Source organism: Paracoccus aminovorans, assembly GCF_001546115.1.
Lineage (GTDB): Bacteria > Pseudomonadota > Alphaproteobacteria > Rhodobacterales > Rhodobacteraceae > Paracoccus > Paracoccus aminovorans_B.
In genome coordinates, this window is record NZ_KQ955209.1 from 35,503 (window position 1) to 55,228 (window position 19,726).

General features: G+C 67.4%; 18 protein-coding genes. 2 read left to right on the forward strand and 16 right to left on the reverse strand.

The features are described from left to right. The first annotated feature begins 92 nt into the window (after window positions 1-92). Together ASV56_RS12145 and ASV56_RS12150 are read left to right on the forward strand one after the other, a co-directional pair. Entirely contained in the window at window positions 93-836 is a 744-nt protein-coding gene (locus ASV56_RS12145) for a calcium-binding protein (RefSeq protein WP_253880013.1), read from the forward strand. Between the two features lie 127 nt (window positions 837-963). Then, a complete protein-coding gene (locus tag ASV56_RS12150; protein ID WP_062562362.1) occupies window positions 964-1,965 on the forward strand; it encodes a lysine-2,3-aminomutase-like protein in 1,002 nt (333 codons plus the stop codon). A gap of 93 nt (window positions 1,966-2,058) precedes the next feature. On the opposite strand, the gene ASV56_RS12155 is transcribed toward ASV56_RS12150, so the two are convergent. From ASV56_RS12155 to ASV56_RS12230, 16 genes are all read right to left on the reverse strand, one after another. Beyond that, window positions 2,059-2,895 (reverse strand): ATP-binding cassette domain-containing protein, encoded by an 837-nt coding sequence (locus ASV56_RS12155; protein ID WP_062562363.1) that lies wholly within the window; start codon window positions 2,893-2,895, stop codon window positions 2,059-2,061. Next, window positions 2,892-3,728 (reverse strand): ABC transporter ATP-binding protein, encoded by an 837-nt coding sequence (locus tag ASV56_RS12160; protein ID WP_062562364.1) that lies wholly within the window; start codon window positions 3,726-3,728, stop codon window positions 2,892-2,894. Before ASV56_RS12160 ends, ASV56_RS12155 begins: the two co-directional genes overlap by 4 nt. Window positions 3,729-3,731: 3 nt before the next feature. Then, window positions 3,732-4,634 (reverse strand): ABC transporter permease subunit, encoded by a 903-nt coding sequence (locus ASV56_RS12165; RefSeq protein ID WP_062562365.1) that lies wholly within the window; start codon window positions 4,632-4,634, stop codon window positions 3,732-3,734. Continuing rightward, the gene (locus ASV56_RS12170) at window positions 4,631-5,638 is read right to left on the reverse strand and encodes an ABC transporter permease subunit (RefSeq protein WP_062563296.1); all 1,008 of its coding nucleotides are present in this window, start codon (window positions 5,636-5,638) and stop codon (window positions 4,631-4,633) included. Before ASV56_RS12170 ends, ASV56_RS12165 begins: the two co-directional genes overlap by 4 nt. 67 nt (window positions 5,639-5,705) lie before the next feature. After that, window positions 5,706-7,310, reverse strand: a complete 1,605-nt coding sequence (locus tag ASV56_RS12175; RefSeq protein ID WP_062562366.1) for an ABC transporter substrate-binding protein — start codon at window positions 7,308-7,310, stop codon at window positions 5,706-5,708. A gap of 210 nt (window positions 7,311-7,520) precedes the next feature. After that, window positions 7,521-8,327 carry a 5-deoxy-glucuronate isomerase gene (gene iolB / locus ASV56_RS12180; protein ID WP_062562367.1) on the reverse strand — a complete coding sequence of 269 codons (807 nt, stop codon included), beginning with the start codon at window positions 8,325-8,327 and terminating at the stop codon, window positions 7,521-7,523. Then, window positions 8,324-8,509: a hypothetical protein gene (locus tag ASV56_RS12185; RefSeq protein ID WP_062562368.1), complete on the reverse strand. Its 186-nt coding sequence runs from the start codon at window positions 8,507-8,509 to the stop codon at window positions 8,324-8,326. Before ASV56_RS12185 ends, iolB begins: the two co-directional genes overlap by 4 nt. 9 nt (window positions 8,510-8,518) lie before the next feature. Further along, complete coding sequence (iolE, locus tag ASV56_RS12190) at window positions 8,519-9,415, reverse strand: myo-inosose-2 dehydratase (protein WP_062562369.1); 897 nt, start codon at window positions 9,413-9,415, stop codon at window positions 8,519-8,521. A gap of 12 nt (window positions 9,416-9,427) precedes the next feature. Beyond that, window positions 9,428-11,257, reverse strand: coding sequence for a 3D-(3,5/4)-trihydroxycyclohexane-1,2-dione acylhydrolase (decyclizing) (gene iolD / locus ASV56_RS12195; RefSeq protein WP_062562370.1), 1,830 nt, complete (start codon window positions 11,255-11,257; stop codon window positions 9,428-9,430). 145 nt (window positions 11,258-11,402) lie between these two features. After that, window positions 11,403-13,322: a bifunctional 5-dehydro-2-deoxygluconokinase/5-dehydro-2-deoxyphosphogluconate aldolase gene (locus tag ASV56_RS12200; protein ID WP_062562371.1), complete on the reverse strand. Its 1,920-nt coding sequence runs from the start codon at window positions 13,320-13,322 to the stop codon at window positions 11,403-11,405. Window positions 13,323-13,326: 4 nt separating this feature from the next. Further along, window positions 13,327-14,124, reverse strand: a complete 798-nt coding sequence (locus ASV56_RS12205) for a TIM barrel protein (protein ID WP_062562372.1) — start codon at window positions 14,122-14,124, stop codon at window positions 13,327-13,329. Between the two features lie 9 nt (window positions 14,125-14,133). Continuing rightward, window positions 14,134-15,144 (reverse strand): Gfo/Idh/MocA family protein, encoded by a 1,011-nt coding sequence (locus ASV56_RS12210; RefSeq protein WP_062562373.1) that lies wholly within the window; start codon window positions 15,142-15,144, stop codon window positions 14,134-14,136. Then, on the reverse strand, window positions 15,141-16,046 hold the full coding sequence (locus tag ASV56_RS12215; RefSeq protein WP_062562374.1) for a sugar phosphate isomerase/epimerase family protein: 906 nt from the start codon (window positions 16,044-16,046) through the stop codon (window positions 15,141-15,143). Before ASV56_RS12215 ends, ASV56_RS12210 begins: the two co-directional genes overlap by 4 nt. Window positions 16,047-16,054: 8 nt before the next feature. Further along, window positions 16,055-17,167 carry a Gfo/Idh/MocA family protein gene (locus ASV56_RS12220; protein WP_062562375.1) on the reverse strand — a complete coding sequence of 371 codons (1,113 nt, stop codon included), beginning with the start codon at window positions 17,165-17,167 and terminating at the stop codon, window positions 16,055-16,057. Window positions 17,168-17,170: 3 nt separating this feature from the next. Continuing rightward, window positions 17,171-18,181, reverse strand: coding sequence for an ABC transporter permease (locus ASV56_RS12225; protein ID WP_062562376.1), 1,011 nt, complete (start codon window positions 18,179-18,181; stop codon window positions 17,171-17,173). A 15-nt stretch (window positions 18,182-18,196) separates the two neighbouring features. Continuing rightward, a complete protein-coding gene (locus ASV56_RS12230; RefSeq protein ID WP_062562377.1) occupies window positions 18,197-19,708 on the reverse strand; it encodes a sugar ABC transporter ATP-binding protein in 1,512 nt (503 codons plus the stop codon). Window positions 19,709-19,726: the final 18 nt, after the last annotated feature.

The window sequence follows — 19,726 nt, forward strand, 5'->3', positions numbered from 1 at the left end:
ATTCTGATCGCGGCACCCTTGATCGCCGCGAGCCAACCCCGGGCCATCGACGCGCGCAACGCGCCCGCCCGCAACCTGAAAGGACCATGATCATGGTACGCAAGACCGGAACGAATTTCGCCGATGTGCTGCAGGGGACCAACCTGGCCGATTGGCTGTCAGGACTGAACGGCAATGACCGGGTCTACGGGTTTGGCGGCCAGGACAGCCTGTATGGCGGCGGCGGCAACGACAGCCTTTGGGGCGGCGACGGCAATGATTCCATCGCCGGCGGCGACGGCCATGACGACCTGTTCGGCGGCAACGGCTTCGATTCGCTGTGGGGTGGCGTCGGCAATGACGAGTTGGAAGGCGGGCACGGCAATGATTCGCTCTGGGGCGGTGTCGGCAATGACGAGCTGGACGGCGGCCACGGCGCGGATCGGCTGTTCGGCGGCCTCGGCAATGACGATCTCGAGGGCGGCCATGGCAATGACACGCTGCATGGCGAGGCCGGCAATGACGAGATGGACGGCGATGCCGGCAACGACATCCTCTATGGCGGCGCCGGCCGGGACACGCTGGACGGCGGGCGCGGCAATGACGTGCTGTGGGGCGGCGCCGAAGCCGATGTCTTCGAATTCGAACGCGGCCAAGGCGCCGATGTGATCGGCGACTTCCAGAACGGCGTCGACCGGCTCGACTTCGACGATTTCAGCCGCGCCCAGGTGCAACAGGTCATCAATGGCGCCCGCCAGGTCGGCGACGATCTGGTGCTCCGGCTGTCGGCCGATACCACGGTCACGATCCGCGACATGGACCGGGCGCAGCTCGACATGGGCGACTTCACGTTCTGATCCCCTGCCCCGCCGCGCCTTCATGGCGCGCGGGGCTTGTCAAGCGGCCTTGCCGGGTCGATAAGCCGGGTTTTTCAGCCGCCGGAGTCGCCGCTTGTCCACCCGCCCCCTCACCTCGGTTTCCGGCATGGTCGATGCCGGGCTGGTCGATGCGGCCGAGGCCGGGGTGCTGGAGCAGGTCGCGGCCGGCTTTCGCATCCGCGTGACGCCGGCCATGCGCCAGGCTGCGGCCGCCCCCGGGGTGGCCGCGCAATTCGTGCCCGATGCCCGCGAATTGCTGGTGCGCCCCGAGGAGCTGGTCGACCCGATCGGCGATGCGGCGCATAGCCCCGCCCCCGGCCTGACGCATCGCTATCCCGACCGCGTCATCCTGCACATCACCAAGACCTGCGAGGTCTATTGCCGCTTCTGCTTCCGCCGCGAGGTGGTGGGCGAGGACGGCAGCCTGCCCGAATCCGACCTGGCCGCGGCGCTGGATTACATCGCGGCGGTGCCGGCGATCCGCGAGGTCGTCCTGACCGGCGGCGATCCGATGGTGCTGTCGGCGCGGCGCATCGCGGCGCTGCTGGCGCGGCTGGACGCGATCCCGCATCTCGACCTGGTGCGCTTTCATACCCGGGTGCCCGTGGTGGCGCCGCATCGCATCGACGACGCCATGCTGGCGGCGCTGCGTCCCGGGCGGCTGGCGGTCTGGGTGGTGATCCACACCAACCATGCGGCGGAACTGACCGACGCGGCGCGGGCCGCCCTGGCGCGGCTGGCCGATGCCGGGCTGCCGCTGCTGTCGCAGACGGTGCTGTTGCGCGGGGTGAACGCCGATCCCGCGGTGCTGGAGGAACTGTTCCGGGCGCTGCTGCGGAACCGGGTCAAGCCCTATTACCTGCATCACTGCGACCTGGCGCGCGGCACCGGGCATTTCCGCACCAGCATCGCCGAGGGGCTGGCGATCATGGCGAGCATGCGCGGCCGGATCTCGGGCACGGCGCTGCCGCGCTATGTGCTGGACCTGCCGGGCGGCCATGGCAAGGTCGGGCTGGAATCGGGCGATGCGGTGGCCGAGGGCGGCGGCCGCTGGCGCATCCGCGACTGGCGCGGAAACTGGCACGATTATCGCGATCCGCAGGGTTGAGGACCGGGGGCGCTTCGCCCCCCGGACCCCCCGAGGGTATTTGGCAAACAAAGAAGCCTGGCGCGGAGCGTTCGGCCCCGCCCCGGGGCAGGGTCAAGCCGTGGCGGCGCGCAGCGCCTGGCGGCGGGCGACGCGCTGGCGGATCGCCTCGATATCGGCGACCGGGGTCGCGGCGAAAAGCTCGCGGGTATAGGGGTGCGAGGGCGCGGCGAAGACCGCCTCGCGCGTGCCCTGCTCGACCGCCTCGCCCTTGTGCATGACCAGAACGTCGTCGGCGATGTAGCGCACCACCGACAGGTCATGGCTGATGAAGACATAGGCCAGGTCGAATTCGTCCTGAAGATCGGCCAGCAGGTTCAGCACCTGCGCCTGCACCGACAGGTCCAGCGCCGAGACCGGCTCGTCCAGCACCAAGAGCGTCGGGTTCAGCATCAGGGCCCGCGCGATGGCGATGCGCTGGCGCTGCCCGCCCGAGAACATATGCGGATAGCGGTTGAAATGCTCGGCCGGCAGCCCGACCTTGACCAGCATTTCCTCGGCCCGGCGGCGGCGCTCGGCGGCGGGGGTGTCGGTGTTCAGCAGCAGCGGCTCCATCAGCACGTCGCCGATCTTCTGGCGCGGGTTCAGCGAGCCATAGGGGTTCTGGAACACCATCTGCACCTTGGAGCGCATCTCGCGCGTCAGGCCCTTGGTGATGTCGACCGGCTTGCCCTCGATCTTGAGCTCGCCCTCGGTCGCGGGGTCGATCAGCGCGACGATGCGCGCCAGCGTCGACTTGCCCGAGCCGGATTCGCCGACGATGGCCAGGGTCTTGCCGCGATCGACCGAGAAGCTGATGCCCTTGACCGCGCGCACCTCGCGGGCCCGGCGGGTCAACGAGCCGGGGACGTGATAGTCGCGGATGATGTTCTTGCCCTGCACCACGCTCATTTCGCGGCCTCCTCGAGGAACGAGCCCACGGTGGGCAGGCGGTCGCCGGTGGCGTTTTCCGGCAGGGCCGAGAGCAGCGCCCGGGTATAGGGGTGTTTCGGCGCCTCGAACAGCGACAGCACGTCGGCCTCTTCCATCTTCCTGCCCTTGTATTGCACCTGCACCCGGTCGGCGGTTTCCGCGACCACGCCCATGTCATGGGTGATCAGGATCAGCGCCATGCCGGTCTTTTCCTGGAGATCCATCAGCAGGTCCAGGATCTGCTTCTGGATGGTCACGTCCAGCGCCGTCGTCGGCTCGTCGGCGATCAACAGGCGCGGGTTGGTGGCGATGGCCATGGCGATCATCACCCGCTGGCATTGGCCCCCGGACATCTGGTGCGGATAGGATTTCAGCTTTTCCTCGGGGTCGGGAATGCCAACCTGGCGGAACAGGTCCAGCGCGCGGGCGCGGGCGGCGCGTTTCGACATGCCGGCGTTGAAGCGCAGCACCTCCTCGATCTGGTAGCCGGTGGTGAAGCTGGGGTTCAGCGAGGCGATGGGTTCCTGGAAGATCATGGTGATCTCGCGCCCGATGACGCGGCGGCGCTGGCGCGGGGTCATCTTGAGCAGGTCCTTGCCGTCGAAGCTCATCTCGTCGGCAGTCACCATGGCGGTATCGGGCAAGAGCCCCATCGCCGCCAGCATCGAGACCGACTTGCCCGAGCCGGACTCGCCCACGATGGCCAGCACCTCTCCCTTGTCCACGGTCACGTCGATGCCGTCCACGGCGGTGAAGCTGCCGGTCGAGGTGGCGAAGCGCACGGTCAGGTTGCGGATTGTCAGCAAGGCCATGGCTCAGCTCCGCTTCAGTTTCGGGTCGAGCGCGTCGCGCAGACCGTCGCCCATCAGGTTGATCGCCAGCACCGAAATGAGGATGGCGAGGCCGGGGAAGGTGACGACCCACCAGGCGCGCAGGATGAACTCGCGCGCCTCGGCCAGCATGGTGCCCCATTCCGAGGCCGGCGGCTGCGCGCCCATGCCGAGGAAACCCAGCGCCGCGCTGTCGAGCACCGCCGAGCTGAACGAAAGCGTCGCCTGCACGATCAGCGGCGCCAGGCAGTTCGGCAGGATGGTCTTGAACATCAGCCGCAGGTTCGAGGCCCCGGCCACCTTGGCGGCGGCGACATATTCGCGCGCCTTCTCGCCCATCACCGCGGCGCGGGTCAGGCGGGCGAAATGCGGCTGGTAGACGATGGCGATGGCGATCATCGCATTGGTCAGGCCCGGGCCCAGGATGGCGACCAGCACCAGCGCCAGAAGCAGCGAGGGGAAGGCCAGCACCACGTCCATGACCCGCATGATGACGCTGTCGACCCAGCCGCCGTAGAAGCCGGCGATCAGCCCGATGATGATGCCGCCGGTCAGGGCGATGGCGACGACGACGATGCCGATGAACAGCGAATATTGCGCGCCGTAGATCAGCCGCGACAGCATGTCCCGGCCGACGGCGTCGGTGCCCAGCAGGAAACCGGCCCGGCCGCCGTCCTGCCAGATCGGCGGCACCAGCAGCGCGTCGCGGTATTGCTGCGTCGGATCGTGCGGCGCCAGCAGCGGCGCTAGGAACGCGGTCAGCACCAAGAGCACGAAGACCGCGAGCCCGATCACCGCGCCCCGGTTCTGGCTGAAATAGAACCAGAATTCCTTGATCTGCCGGCGCCGGATGGCCGCATCCGAGAGTTTCACGGTGGTATCGGTCATTTGTGCCGGATCCTCGGGTTGATGAGACCATAGGTCAGGTCGACGATCAGGTTCACGATCATCACGATGGCGGCGATCAGCAAGAGGCCGGATTGCACGACCGGATAGTCGCGGCGCGAGATCGAGTCGATCATCCACTTGCCGATGCCGGGCCAGGAAAAGATCGTCTCGGTCAGGATGGCGCCGGCCAGCAGCACGCCGATCTGCAAGCCGATGGTGGTGATGACCGGGATCATCGCATTGCGCAGCGCATGCACGCCGATGACGCGGCGGGGCGACAGGCCCTTGGCGCGGGCGGTGCGGACGTAATCCTCGCCCATCACCTCCAGCATGGCGGAACGGGTCTGGCGCGCGATCACCGCCAGCGGGATCGTCGCCAGCACCACCGAGGGCAGGATCAGGTGGCTCAGCGCCGATCTGAACGCGCCCGCCTGCCCCGAGATCAGGCTGTCGATCAGCATGAAGCCGGTCACCGGCGGGAAGAAATACATCAGGCTGATGCGGCCCGAGACCGGGGTCCATTGCAGGATGCCGGAAAACAGGATGATGAGCAGCAGCCCCCACCAGAAGATCGGCATGGAAAACCCGACCAGCGCCCCGGTCATCGAGATCTGGTCGAACCAGCTGCCGCGCTTGATCGCGGCGATGACGCCGACCGGCACGCCGATCACGGTGGCGATGATGATGGCGACCAGGCCCAGTTCGACCGTGGCCGGGAACAGGGTCAGGAATTCGGCCAGCACCGGCTTTTTCGTCACCAGCGAATTGCCGAGGTCGCCCTGCAGCAGATTGCCGAGGTAATGCAGATATTGCTGCCAGATCGGCTTGTCATAGCCGAGCTGCGCCGCGATCTGGGCGTAGCGCTCGGCCGAGACGCCGCGCTCGCCGGCCATCAGCAGCACGGGATCGCCGGGCAGCAGGCGGATGAACCCGAAAGCCACCAGCGTGATCCCGAGCATGGTCGGGATCAGGTAAAGCAGTTTGGTGAGGATGAATCTCAGCATCGAACCCTGATCCAAAAGGGCCGTGCGGGGCATGTCCCCGCACGGCCGCTGTCATGATCGCCGAAGATTATTCGGTCAGATCGACGTTTTCGAAAGTGTAATCGCCCAGCGGCGATTGCACGAAGCCGGTGACTTCCTTGCGCATCGGCACATATTGCGTCGAATGCGCCAGCGTGGCCCAGGGCTCGTCCTTCTTGAAGATGACCTGCGCCTCTTCATAGAGCTTGACCCGCTCGTCGTGGTCGCTGGTGGCCTTGGCCTTGGCGATCACGTCCGAGAACTCCTGGTTGCACCAGAAGGCGCGGTTGGCGCCGCCGTCCTGGGCCGCGGCGCAGCTCAGCAGCACCGACAGGAAGTTGTCCGGGTCGCCGTTGTCGCCGGTCCAGCCCAGGATCACCGCGCCCTTGCGGCCGGGCTCCATCGACTTCTTCAGGTATTCGCCCCATTCGTAGCTGACGATGTCGACCTTGACGCCGACCTTGGCGAAATCGCTCTGGATCAGCTCGGCGGCGCGGCGGGCGTTGGGCATGTAGGGGCGCTGCACCGGCATGGCCCAGACTTCCATCGACAGATCCTTGACGCCGGCGGCCTCCAGCGCGGCCTTGGCGGCTTCGGGGTCGTATTTGTCGGCCTCGATGGCGTCGTTATAGCCCCACATGGTCGGCGGGATCGGGTTCTTGGCGATTTCCGCGTCGCCCTGATAGACCGCGTCGACCAGCGCCTTCTTGTCGATGGCCATGTTCAGCGCCTTGCGCACCTCGGGCTTGTCGAAGGGTGCGACGGTGGTGTTATAGGCCAGATAGCCGACATTCAGCCCGGCCTGCTCGTCCAGCTTCAGGTTCGGATCGGCCTTGATGTCGGCGATGTCGGCGGGCGAGGGATAGGGCATCAGGTGGCATTCGCCGGCCTTCAGCTTCTGCAGCCGCACCGAGGCGTCGGGGGTGATGGCAAAGACCAGGTCGTCGATCTTGGGCGCCTCGCCCCAGTAATCGGCGTTCTTCTGGTAACGGATCACCGCGTCCTTCTGATAGGCCACGAACTTGAACGGGCCGGTGCCGATCGGGGCGTTGTTCAGGTCCTCGCGCGTGCCGGCTTTTTCCAGCGTGTCGGCATATTCCTTGCTGACGATCGAGACGAAGGGCATGGCGACGTTGGCCAGGAACGGCGCCTCGGGGTGGTTCAGGGTGAACTTGACGGTGTTGTCGTCGACCTTCTCGATGGACTTGATCAGCTTGTCCATCTCCATCGAGGAATAATATTCGTAGGTGATGCCCGAGATGTATTCGTGCCAGGGATTGTCGGCGCTGGCCTGGCGCTCGAAGGTGAAGATCACGTCATCGGCGTTGAAGTCGCGCGAGGGGGTGAACTTGTCGTTCGAGTGGAACTTGACGCCCTTGCGCAAGTGGAAGGTATAGGTCAGCCCGTCCTCGCTGACATCCCAGCTTTCGGCCAGCGCCGGCTCGATTTCCGTGGTGCCGGGCTTGAACTGCACCAGGCGGTTGTAGACCGCGTGACCCGAGGCGTCGAAGGTCGTGCCCGCGGTATAGGGGGCGGGGTCGAAGCCTTCGGGCGAACCCTCGGAGCAATAGACGAAGGTCTTGGCGCTCAAGGGCGTCGCCGCGACCAGCGCCAGCGCGGATGCAGCGAGGAAACGGGTGGAGAAGAACGACATATTGCCTCCCATGTCTGGACTTATTTTGCACTGTCCCTGATGCAAACGAATCTGCCTGACAGGTCAAGTGCTTTGCCGGGATTTATCGTCGTTCTGCTGGAATGACGCGACGAAACGCCGAAAACCGCGTCAGGATTCCGGCGTTATGCTTGCTTGGCGCCCCGACCGGAAGGCCGGCCGCGGTGCCCGAACCATGCGGATCGGCGCCCTTCAGGCGTTGTCGCGCTGCCAGATCCAGTCGTGGTCGGGATGATTCTCATAGCGCCACTTGCGGATCGGCCCGGCCATGACATTGAGGTAATACATCTCGTAGCCATAGGGCACGCCGCAGGGGTGGTGGCCGCGCGGCACCAGCACCACGTCGTGATCGGCGACCGCCATGGTCTCGTCCAGGCTGCCGTCCTCGGTAAAGACGCGCTGGATGCCATAGCCCTGGGCCGGGTTCAGCCGGTGGTAATAGGTCTCCTCCAGATAGGTCATCCGGGGAAAGTCATCCTCATCATGACGATGCGGCGGATAGCTCGACCAGTTTCCAGCCGGGGTGAAGACCTCGGTCACCAGCAGGCTGTCGCAGAAATCCTCGCTTTCCATGGCGATGTTGTTGATGAAGCGGGTGTTCGCGCCCTGGCCGCGCTGGGTCAGCGCGATGCCCTCGGGGCCGATGCGACGGGCGGCATGGCCGCCCTTGCCCGGCGCGCGGCAGACCGCCAGCGTCAGTGGTGTCGTGGCCTCGGCCCGCCAGTCGCTGCCATCGGGCAGATAGAGGCAATGCGGCGGCGTCTTTTCGAAGACGTCGAGCCGCTGGCCGAGCTCGCCCCAGTCGCGGCCGGCGGCGGTGACGCGGGCGCGTCCCTCGACGATGACCAGGATCGCCTCGTCGCCCCCAAGGCTGCCCGAGGCGGACTCGCCCGGCCCGAGCCGCCACAGGTCGAAGCCGACATAGGACCAGCCGGCGTTTTCCGGGGTGACGTGATGGACCAGGCCGGTCTGGCCGTCCGGCTTGCGCAGCAGTTTCATGGCTCCTCCTTGCGGATGATGAACAGCGCCACGACCAGGTAGATCCCCGCCGCCCCGAACAGGATGGCCCAGAACACATTGCCCGAGGTCAGCTCCACCCCCGCCCAGAGAAGCGGCAGGAGCGCGCAGAGGACACGGACCCAGAGGCGGCGGAAGAACGGGTGTTGGGGATCGACCAGCATGGCGGCAGGTTAGTGCAGACCGGCGGCCTGCGCCATGTCCTTCAGCGCCTTCAGGCCCATGGACTGATAGGCGAGCGGGTTGCGGACCTCGGGATCCTGCTCGGCCTCGATGACCAGCCAGCCGTCATAGCCCGCGCCGGCCAGGATCTTCAGCAGCGGCGTGAAGTCGATGGCGCCCTCGGGATCGCCCGGCACGGTAAAGGCCCCGGCCAGCACGCCCTGGAGAAAGGACAGGTTCTCGGCCCGCACCCGCGCGGTCACGGCCGGCCGGATGTTCTTGGCGTGGAAATGCGCGACGCGGCCGACATGGCGCGCCAACACCTCCTCGGGGTTGCCGCCGCCAAAGGTGCAATGCCCGCTGTCGAACAGCAGATGCGTGGCCGGGCCGGTGGCGGCCATGAAGGCGTCGATCTCCTCGGGCGTCTCGACCACGGTGCCCATGTGATGGTGATAGGCCAGCGTGATGCCCTGCCCCGCCAGATAGGCGGCGAATACCTCCATCCTGGCGCCGAATTCCGCCATCTCGGCCGGGGTCAGCCGGGGCCGGTCGTTCACCGCCACGTCGGGGCTGCCATGCACGGTGTTCGAGCATTCGCAGGCGATGCAGACCGTGCAGCCATTGGCCTTGAGCTTGGCCAGGTGCCCTTGCACGGCGGCGATTTCCTCCTCGACCGAGCGGGTCAGCAGCGCCGTCGAATACCAGCCCGAGACGAAGGCCAGCCCATAGCGGCCCAGAAGCGCCTTCAGCGCCTGCGGATCCTCGGGCCAGCGGTGGCCGTTCTCGATGCCGTCGAAGCCGATCACCTCGCCCGCCTCGTGCAGGATCTGTTCGGTCGGGATATGGGCGCCGATCGACGGGTCGTCGTCATTGGCCCAGGCGATGGGATTGGTGCCATAGCGGATCATTCTGTCAGTCCTTCAATTGACGGTTGCCTGGTTGCGGCTGTTTTCGATGTATCTGGCATAGGCTGTGCGCAGCCGGTCGGTGTCGCCGACCTCGGGCACGGCGACGTCCCACCAATGGCCGGCGCCGGTCAGCCCGTCGCCGGGGCCGGGGGCGGCGGTGGTGTCGATGACGATGACCGTGGGGATGTCGCGGGACCGGGCGGCGGCGATCTCGGCCTCCAGATCGGCGATGCCGCCGGCCTTGACGGCATGGGCGCCCATGGATGCGGCATGGGCGACATAGTCGATCTGCGGCTGCGCCTCGACGGCGCAATCGGCATACATGTTGTTGAAGGCCGCGCCGCCGGTGCCGGCCTGCAACCGGTTGATGCAGCCATAGCCGCGGTTGTCGGTCAGCACCACGGTGAAGGGCACGCGCCGCATCACCGCCGTCGCCAGCTCGCTGTTGGCCATCATGTAGCTGCCGTCGCCGACGAAGCAGATCACCTCGCGCTCCGGCCGCGCCAGCTTTAACCCCAGCGCGCCGGCGATCTCGTAGCCCATGCAGGAATAGCCGTATTCCATGTGATAGCCGCCCTGCGCCGGCTGCCAGAGCAACTTCAGCGCACCCGGCATGGTGCCGGCGGCGCACATGGCGATGGCCTCGGGGGCAGCGCGCTGCACGGCGCCGATCACCTGCGCGTCGGTCGGCAGCGCATTGCCCTCGGCCGGGGCGGCGCAATGCGCATCGACCGCCGCCAGCCACTCGGCCCGCGCCGCGCCGTCGAAGGCGGTGCGATGATCGCCCAGGGCCGCCGTCAGCCGCTCCAGCGCCACCCGGGCATCCGCGACCAGGCTCACCGCGCCATGCTTGGCCGCGTCGTAGGGCTGCACGTTGATCGACACCAGCCGGCCCGAGAACAGCGTGCGCGAGCCGGTGGTGAAATCCTGCAAGCGCGTGCCGACGCCGATCACCAGGTCGGCTGCGGCAAGCGCGGCATTCGCCGCCGCCGAGCCGTCGACGCCCGAGGCGCCCAGGTTCAGCGCATGCGACTGCGCCAGGGCCGACTTGCCGGCCTGGGTCTCGGCCACCGGAATGCCGTGACGGTTGGCGAATTCCGCCAGCGCCGCCTCGGCCCCGGAATAGATCACGCCGCCACCGGCCACGATCACCGGCGCCTTCGCCGCCCGGATCAGCGCCGCCACCTCGGCCAGTTCGGCCGCATCGGGCTCGGGCCGGCGGATCTTCCAGACCCGCTCGGCAAAGAAGGCCCCGGGCCAGTCGAACGCCTCGGCCTGCACGTCCTGGCAGAAGGCCAGGCAGACCGGCCCGCAATCGGCCGGATCGGTCATCACCCGCAGGGCGCGCGGCAGCGCGCTCAGCAACTGCTCGGGGCGCTGGATGCGGTCGAAATAGCGCACCACCGGGCGGAAACAGTCATTGGCCGAAACGGTGCCGTCGCCGAAATCCTCGACCTGTTGCAGCACCGGGTCGGGCCGGCGGCTGGCAAAGACGTCGCCGGCGATGAACAGCACCGGCAGCCGGTTCACATGCGCCAGCGCCGCCGCCGTCACCATATTGGTGGCCCCCGGCCCGATGGAGCTGGTCACCGCCTGCGCCCGCCGCCGCGCCTTGCCCTTGGCATAGGCGATGGCGGCATGGGCCATGGTCTGCTCGTTCTGGCCGCGCCAGGTCGGAAAGGCGGTGCCGATGCCGTGCAGCGCCTCGCCGATCCCGGCGACGTTGCCATGGCCGAAGATGGCCCAACAGCCCTCGACGAAGCGCTCGCCCTCTTCCGTCATCTGCACCGAGAGCCAGCGCACCATCGCCTGCGCCGCCGTCAAACGCACCGTTCCGCTCATCTCGCACCTTCCCGGGTCCACGCCCGTGCTTTCTCTTTTGTGTCCAAATATCCCGGGGGGGGACGTCCGGCAGACCCCGTCGAGGGGTCTGCCGGACGTGGGGGGCAGAGCCCCCGGCCCCGCCTCGCCGCTCGCGCCCCACCGCTCAGGCCGCGGCCAGCGCCTTTTCCCGCGCCTGGTCCCAGACCGCGCAGAGTCTCTGGTAGCGGTCGGCCATCTCGGCCACGGCCGCCTCGTCGCCGACCTCGCCCGTCAGCCATTGCCGCGCGACCGTGCCGAAGATCGTGCGGCCAACGGCAAAGCCCTTGACCAGGTCGAAACCGGCGGCGACCTGGAAGCTGGCGCGCAACTCCTCTTCGGGCGCGTCCAGCCCCAGCACCACGATGCCGCGGGTGTGGCGGTCGTTCTCCTTGATGGCGGCGATGGCATTGGCCCAGGCGGCCCGGGTCTGCATCGGCTCCAGCTTCCACCAGTCGGGATAGACGCCGATGGCATAGAACTGCCGGATCAGCGTGGCGGTGGTGTCGTCATCGACCGGCCCGACCTTCGAGGGGATCACCTCCAGCAGGAACTCCAGCCCATTGCGGCGGGCGGCCGCGAACAGCCGCTTGACCGTCGCTTCCTGCGCGGCGCGCGTTTCGGCACCGTCCCCAGGATGGCAGAAGCACAGCACCTTGACCACATTCTCGCGCGCCCATTCGGCCAGCGCGCCGCAATCCGGGCCCAGTTCCGGCTCCAGGTCCAGCGGCCGCGAGCCGGGGGCTTCGCAGGGGCGCCCGATCCACAGCCCCGTCCCCGAGGCCGCATGCAGCGCCCGCCGGCCGATTCGGTTGTCACACAGGATGCCATGGCCGGGCTGGCCGTCGGCGACCTTCAGCGCCGCCTGCAGGCACAGCTCCTTGAAGGCGCCGCCCTTTTCCGGCGTGTAGCCCGGCATCTCCTCGAGCTGGAGGCGATGGTCGAAGGCAAAGACCCGCATGCTGGACCAGTCGCCGCCCATCCGGCCCTGGCGGTTCGTCGACCAGTGGATCTGCTCCAGCTCGGCATCGTTCCTCAAGTCCGGCCGCAGCACGCCGCGCCCGAGGAAGAACTCCAGCTCCGCCAGCGAGGGATAGGCCGGCGTGCAACCGTGGCGGGAAACCGCGAAGGCGCCGCAGGCATTGGCGTATTCCAGCGCCCTGGGCCAGTCCTCGCCGTCGAGCCAGCCCTTCAGCAACCCCGAGAAGAACCCATCGCCCGCGCCCAGCACGTTGAACACCTCGATCGGGAATCCGGGGCCGGTCTCGCCCGCATCGAGGCTGTCCGGGATCGCGCCCTGGAAGGCCACGGCCCCCGCCGCGCCGCGCTTGCAGATCAGCGTGGCCCCCGAGACCGCACGCACCGCGCGCAGCGCCGCGATGGTGTCGGTCGAGCCGCCGGCGATGTGGAATTCCTCCTCGGTGCCGACGATCAGGTCGAAGAGATGCAGCGTCGATTGCAGCTTGGCGGTCACCGCGGCGCTTTCCACGAAGCGGCTCTCGCCCGCGTCATGCCCGGCCACGCCCCAGAGGTTCGGGCGATAGTCGATGTCGAGCGCCGTCTTCGCGCCGTGCTTCCGCGCCAGCTTCAGCGCCTTCAGCACCGCCGCCTCGGTGCGCGGATGGCTCAGATGCGTGCCGGTCGCCAGCACCGAGCGCGCCTCGGCGATGAAGCCCTCGTCGATGTCGGCCTCGGACAGCGCCATGTCGGCGCAATTCTCGCGATAGAAGATCAGCGGGAAACTGTCCTCGTCGCGGATGCCCAGCAGCACCAGCGCTGTCAGCCGCTCGGGGTCGGTGGCGACGCCGCGCACATCGACGCCTTCGCGGACCAGCTGCTCGCGGATGAAGCGGCCCATATGCTCGTCGCCGACCCGGGTGATCACCGCCGAGCGCAGCCCCAGCCGCGCCGTGCCGCAGGCGATATTGGTGGGCGAGCCGCCGATATACTTGGCGAACGACCCCATATCCTCCAGCCGGCCGCCAATCTGCTGGCCATAGAGATCGACCGACGAACGGCCGATCGTGATGACGTCAAGGGATTTCATGGCGCTATGCCTCGGCGGTTTCGACACCGGCGCGCAGCAGCTCCATGCTGGCGCGCAGCGCGGCCTCGATGTCGTCAAGCGCGTGGACCTCGGGCGCGAAGGGCTCGAAGCTGACCGGGCCGTCATAGCCGTCGGCGATCAGCGCGCGCAGCTGCGCCAGGTTCTCCAGCCGGTCGGCGCCGTCCACCAGCACGCGATGCGCGTCGAGCATCCCGGCCACCGGCAGGCCTGGGTCGGTCACGCCCGAGACATGCACCAGCGCGGTGCGGCGCGGATAGACCTGGGTCTCGCCGGCCAGATGGTGGTGGAAGGTGTCGTGCAGCAGGCCGAAGCGGTCGAAGCCGCCGGCCTCGGTGATCGCGGCGATGGCCTCGGCCTTGCGGCGCAGCGAGCTTTGCGGAAAGCCCAGCGGCTCGACCAGGCCGCGCAGGCCGCGCGCGGCCAGGATCTCGCCCAGCCGGTCCAGCGCCTCGACCGTCGCCGAATGGGCGATGGCGGTGCCGTCGTTCAGCGGGCACAGCACCAGCGCCTGCGCCCCGGCGCCCGCGGCGAAATCCGCCAGCCGCTCGGCGCGCGCGGCCAGGTCGGACGACCACTGGTTGAAAGGGTAAAGCGCGTTGACCGACAGGATGGTCTGGCCGGCGTCGCCGGCCATGCGGGCGACCTCGGCCGGGGGCTGGCCGGTCACGTCGGGCAGGTCGTTGCGGATCTCGACCTCATGGCAGCCGAGCCGGCCGGCCAGCGCCAGGAAATCGGCGAGCGGCAGGCGCGGGGCGACGATATGGTTCAGGGCGAAACGCATGGGCACACCTCAGTTGTAAAGCGCGGGACGGGCGGGCAGCGCGATGTCGACCGCCTGCCCTTCGGTTTCCTGCGCGGCCACGCAGGCATCGGCGGTGACGGCGGCGACATAGCCGTCCCAGGCGGTCGGCCCGGCGGCGGTGCCGGCGGCGGCCGCCTTGACGAAATCGGCCAGCTCGACGTCGTAGCTGTCGATGAAGCGGTCCTTCCAGTCCATCAGGATCGGATTGCCCAGGACCGCGCCGGATCGGGTCTGGATCGACATCGGCTCGGGCAGCCTGGCGATGCCGTCCTCGCCCACGATCTCGCATTGGATGTCATAGCCGTAATGGCAGTTCACGAAGACCTCGACGTCGATCACCACGCCCTTGGCGGTTTCCAGCACCACCACCTGCGGATCGCGCAGCTTTTCATGGGCGCGGGGCGACTTGCGCGGGAAGAACACCCGGGCGCTGACATAATCGTCGTCCAGAAGCCAGCGCAGCACGTCGATTTCATGGATCAGCGTGTCGTGGATCGCCATCGGGGTCAGGTAGCTGTCGCCGACGCGCGGGTTGCGATGCGCGGCATGGACCATCAGCGGCGCGCCGGTGACCTCGGCCACGGCGCGCTTCAGCGCAACATAGCCCGGGTCGTAGCGGCGCATGAAGCCGACCTGTACCAGCCGCTTGCCGGCGGCCTCTTCGGCCTCGACGATGCGGCGGGCGCCCTCGGCAGTGGTGGCCAGCGGCTTTTCGCAGAAGCAGGGCTTGCCGGCGGCGATGGCGGCCAGGACATATTCCTCATGCGTCTGGCCCCAGGAACAGACCAGCACCGCATCGACGCCGGGATCGGCGATCAGCGCATGGGCATCGTCGAAGATCCGCGCCTCGGGGGCGAAATCGCGCTGGCAGCTTTCGGCATTGGCGCGGTTCAAGTCGTTCAGCGCCACGACCCTGGCGCCGGCCAGCACCTGGTTGATGCGCCGCGTGTGGTCCTGGCCGATGGCGCCGGTGCCGATGACTCCGATGTTCACTGTCATTTCTTTCCCCAGTATTGGTCGATGTAGCGCTGCATTTCGTTGCGCATGAAGGTTCCGGATTGGTCCGCCTTGTCCTCCCACGCGAAGACGCAGGCGGTCATGATGCCGTCGAAGCCGATCTCGTGGAGCGTGCCGAAGAAATCGTCCCAAGGGACCTCGCCCTGGCCGATGTTCAGGTGCTGGTGTACGCGCGCCTGGGTGCCCGGAGGGTTCAGGATATAGCGCAGGCCCGAGCTGGCCTTGTGGTTGAAGGTGTCGCCGACATGGACATGCGCCAGCACATCGGCGCTTTCGCGCAGCATCGCCTTGGTGTCGTCGCCGAAATAGAAGGTATGCGGCGCGCAATAAAGGAACTTCACCGCCTTGCTGTTTACCGTGCGGATGATGTCGAGCGCCGGCTGCAGCGTCTCGCACCAGTCCTCGGGATGCGGCTCGACGTTCAGCTGGATGCCCTCGCGTTCCAGGATCGGCACCAGCTCTTCGATGCTGCGCCACCAGGCATCCTCGCAGGCCTCGATCATGCTGCCGGTGTGGCAGCAATAGCAGCTGCCCTTGTCGGGATGCGGGCCGCGGCCGAATTCGCTGTTCATGGTGTCCACGCCCAGCTCGACGGCGATCTCGATGGCGCGCTTCCAGTGCTTGACGGCGGCCTGGCGCTCGGCCTCGTCATTGCTGGCCCAGCGATACATCGGCAACAGGCTGGCGATGCCCACCTCGGCGCCCTTCAGTGCCTGCTTCAGCGCCTTGATGCGGTCGGGAAAGACGCGCGGCGCCTTGAACCATTCCAGGAAATCGCCGCGCGGGCTGAGCTCGATCCAGTCGTAGCCGAGTTCCTTGACCTTGGCGGGGATCTGCTCCAGCGGCAGATGGCGGTGCATAAAGGGGTCGATGGCAATTTTCATGGTGGCCTTTACAGGTTGACGGCCTGGCCGGTCTCGGCCGAGCGGGCCATGCCGTGGATGATGCGTTCGATGGTCAGCCCGGCGGTGAAATCGGGCCAGGCGGGGGTGGCGGTCTCGATGGCCTCGCGCAGCATCTGCGCCTCGACCACCTTCTGTTCGTTGAAGCCGAAGTTATGCCCCGGTGCCGGGCAGAAGGCGGCGAAGCCGGGCTGCGCCGGGCCGGTCAGGATGCGGCGGAAGCCGTCCGCCTGCGCCGCGCCGGGCTGATAGAGCCAGAGCTCGTTCATCCGCTCCTGGTCGAAGCGCAGCGTGCCTTCGCTGCCCTGCACCTCCCAGGCCAGGCGGCAGCGATAGCCGCGCGCCACCCGCGAACACGAGAACTCGCCCGAGGCGCCGGAGGCGAAGCGGATCAGCGCCTGGGCCTGGTCCTCGTTCTCGACCCGCGCCGTGCCGCCCTGGTGCGGGCGGGTGGCGATCACGGTATCGGCCTGCGCATAGAGCCGGGCGACCGGACCCATCAGCGCCAGCATGACCGAGACGAGGTGGCAGCCCAGATCGCCAAGCGCGCCAAGGCCGCCGTCCTTGCGGGTCAGCCGCCAGCTCCAGGGCAAAGCCGGGTCGGCCATGTAATCCTCGTCATAGACGCCGCGAAAATGGATCGGCCGGCCGATGGCGCCTTGGGCCACCAGGTCCACGGCGGCGCGGAAGGCGGGCGAGCGGGTGTAGTTGTAGCCCAGCATCGTCACCCGGCCCGAGGCCGTGGCGGCGGCCTGCATGGCCTCGGCATCAGCAAGCGTCAGCGCCATCGGCTTTTCCAGCCAGACATGCTTGCCGGCCGCCAGCGCCGCCTCGGCCATCTCGCGATGCAGGCCGTTCGGCGTGGTGATGGACACCACATCCACCGCCGGGTCCGCCACCGCCGCCCGCCAGTCGCCGCCGGCGCGGGCAAAGCCCCATGACGCGGCCAGGGATTCGGCCTTGTCGGCAGGCGTGTCGGCCAGGATCTCGAGCCGGGGCGGCAGGCCGCCGAAGGCGGTCGCCAGGTTGCGCCAGGCCATCGCGTGGCATTTGCCCATGAAGCCGGTGCCGATCAGGGCGACACCCAGGGAAGCGCGGGTCATGGCTCAGACCTTCTTGCGCTTTTTCTGACGATAGACATCGGCCACCACGGCGGCGACGATGATCACGCCCTTGATCATTTCCTGGTAATAGGCGTCGAGCCGCAGGAAGGTGAAGCCCGAGATGATGACGCCGAAGATCACCATGCCGATCATCGTGCCCAGGATCGAGCCCCTGCCCCCGGTCAGCGACACGCCGCCGATCACCGCCATGGCGATGGCGTCGAGTTCGTACATGGTGCCCATGCCGGCCTGCGCCGTCAGGCCGCGCGCCGCGACCACGATCCCGGCCAGCGCCGACAGAAGCCCGGCCACGGCATAGATCTTGACCAGCTGCCGCTCGACATTGATGCCCGAGACGCGCGCCGCCTGCGGATTGGCGCCGATGGCATAGGTGAACTTGCCATAGCGGGTGTATTTCAGCGCGACATGGAAGATCAGCGCCACCACCAGGAAGATGACGACCGGCATCATGCCCTTGCCGATGGCGGCGAAACTGTCCGAGGGAAAGCTGATCGGCTGGCCCTTGGTATACCATTTGGCAAAGCCGCGCGCCGTCACCATCATGCCCAGCGTGGCGATGAAGGGCGGGATCCTGGTATAGGCGATCAGCGCGCCGTTGATAATGCCGCAGAGCAATCCGAACAGCAGCCCGACCAGCAGCGGCACCAGCACCGGCAGGCCGGTCAGCGCCGGATAGACCGCGCGCTCATAGCCGGCGGCCTGTGCCAGGCTCATCGAGACCATGGCCGTGGCGCCGACGATCGAGCCCGAGGACAGGTCGATGCCGCCCGAGATGATGACCTGCGTCACGCCGATGGCGATGATGCCCACCACCGAGACCTGCAGGATCATGATCGACAGCCGTTGCCAGTTGCCGAGGAAGCTTTGGCCCTGGGTGATCCAGCCCAGGATCTCGAAGGTCAGGCTGATGCCGACCAGGACCAGCAGGATATTGAGTTCCGCCATCATCGGGCGGTGCCGTCGCGGCTGCGCGGCAAGGCTTGCGTCTGACATGGGTATCCCTCTTGGTTACTTGGCGGCCAGAGACATGATCTTGACCTGGGTCGCCTCGTCGCGGTTCAGGAAGCCCGAGACGTGGCCTTCGTGCATGACCATGATGCGGTCGCTCATTCCCAGAACCTCGGGCATTTCCGAGGAGATCATCACGATCGCCACGCCCTGCGCGGCCAGGCCGGTGATCAGGCGGTGGATTTCGGACTTGGCGCCGACGTCGATGCCCCGGGTCGGCTCATCCAGGATCAGGATGCGCGGCTCGGTCAGAAGCCAGCGCGCGATCAAGAGCTTCTGCTGGTTGCCGCCCGACAGGTTCTCGACCCGCTCAAACAGGTTCGGGGTCTTGACGCGCAGCGTCGCGGCCATCTCCTCGGCCTTGGCGGTGATGGTCTTCTGGTCCAGGAAGCCGTTCTTCACATGGCCGCGGGTGATCAGCGCCGACTGGATGTTTTCCAGGCAGTCGAGGATCAGGAAGCAGCCGGTCTCCTTGCGGTCCTCGGTCAGGAAGGCCATGCCATGCGCCATGGCGTCCGAAGGACAGGTGATGCGCGCATGCCGGCCGTCGATCAGGATGTCGCCCAAGGGCGCGGGATGGACGCCGAAGATCGCCTCGGCCACGTTCGAGCGTTTCGAGCCGACCAGCCCGGCGATGCCCAGGATCTCGCCCTTGCGGACGTTGAAGCTGACGTCGTGGAACACGCCCGGCAGGGTCAGGTTGCGGACCTCCAGGATGGTCTCGCCGATCTCGCAGTCGATCTTGGGGAACATCTCGGTGATCTCGCGCCCGACCATCATGCGGATGATGTCGTCGCGGGTGACGCTGCTGGAGGGATGCGTGCCGACATATTTGCCGTCGCGGAAGACGGTGAATTCGTCGGCGATCTCGAACAGCTCGTTCATCTTGTGGGTGATGTAGACGATGCCGATGCCGCGCGATTTCAGGTCGCGGATGATGGCGAAAAGATGCTCGACCTCGGCCTCGGTGATGGCGCTGGTCGGTTCGTCCATGATCAGCACGTCGGAATTGTAGCTGACCGCCTTGGCGATCTCGACCATCTGCTTCTGCGCCACGGTCAGGTCGCTGACCTGGGCGTCGGGGTCCAGCCGGATGTTCAGCCGGCCCAGCAGGTCGGCGGTCATCTGGCGCATGCGGCCGTGATCGACCAGGCCCAGGCGGTTCAGCGGCTCGCGCCGGATCCAGATGTTCTCGGCCACCGTCATCCAGTTCATCAGGTTCAGCTCCTGATGGATCATGGCGATGCCCGAGTTCAGCGCGTCGAGCGGGGTCTTCACGCTCAGCGGCTGGCCGGCAAAGCGCACCTCGCCGCCGTCGGGCGTATAGACCCCGGCGATGATCTTCATCAGCGTCGATTTGCCGGCGCCGTTCTCGCCCATCAGCGCATGGACGGTGCCGGGGCGGATCTTCAGCTGCACCCCGTCGAGCGCCTTCACGCCCGGGAATTCCTTGGTGATATTGTCGACTTCCAGAATGAACTCGCCCTGCCAGGCGCCGGTCCGGTCAAGCATCGCCTTCCCCCTGTCGTG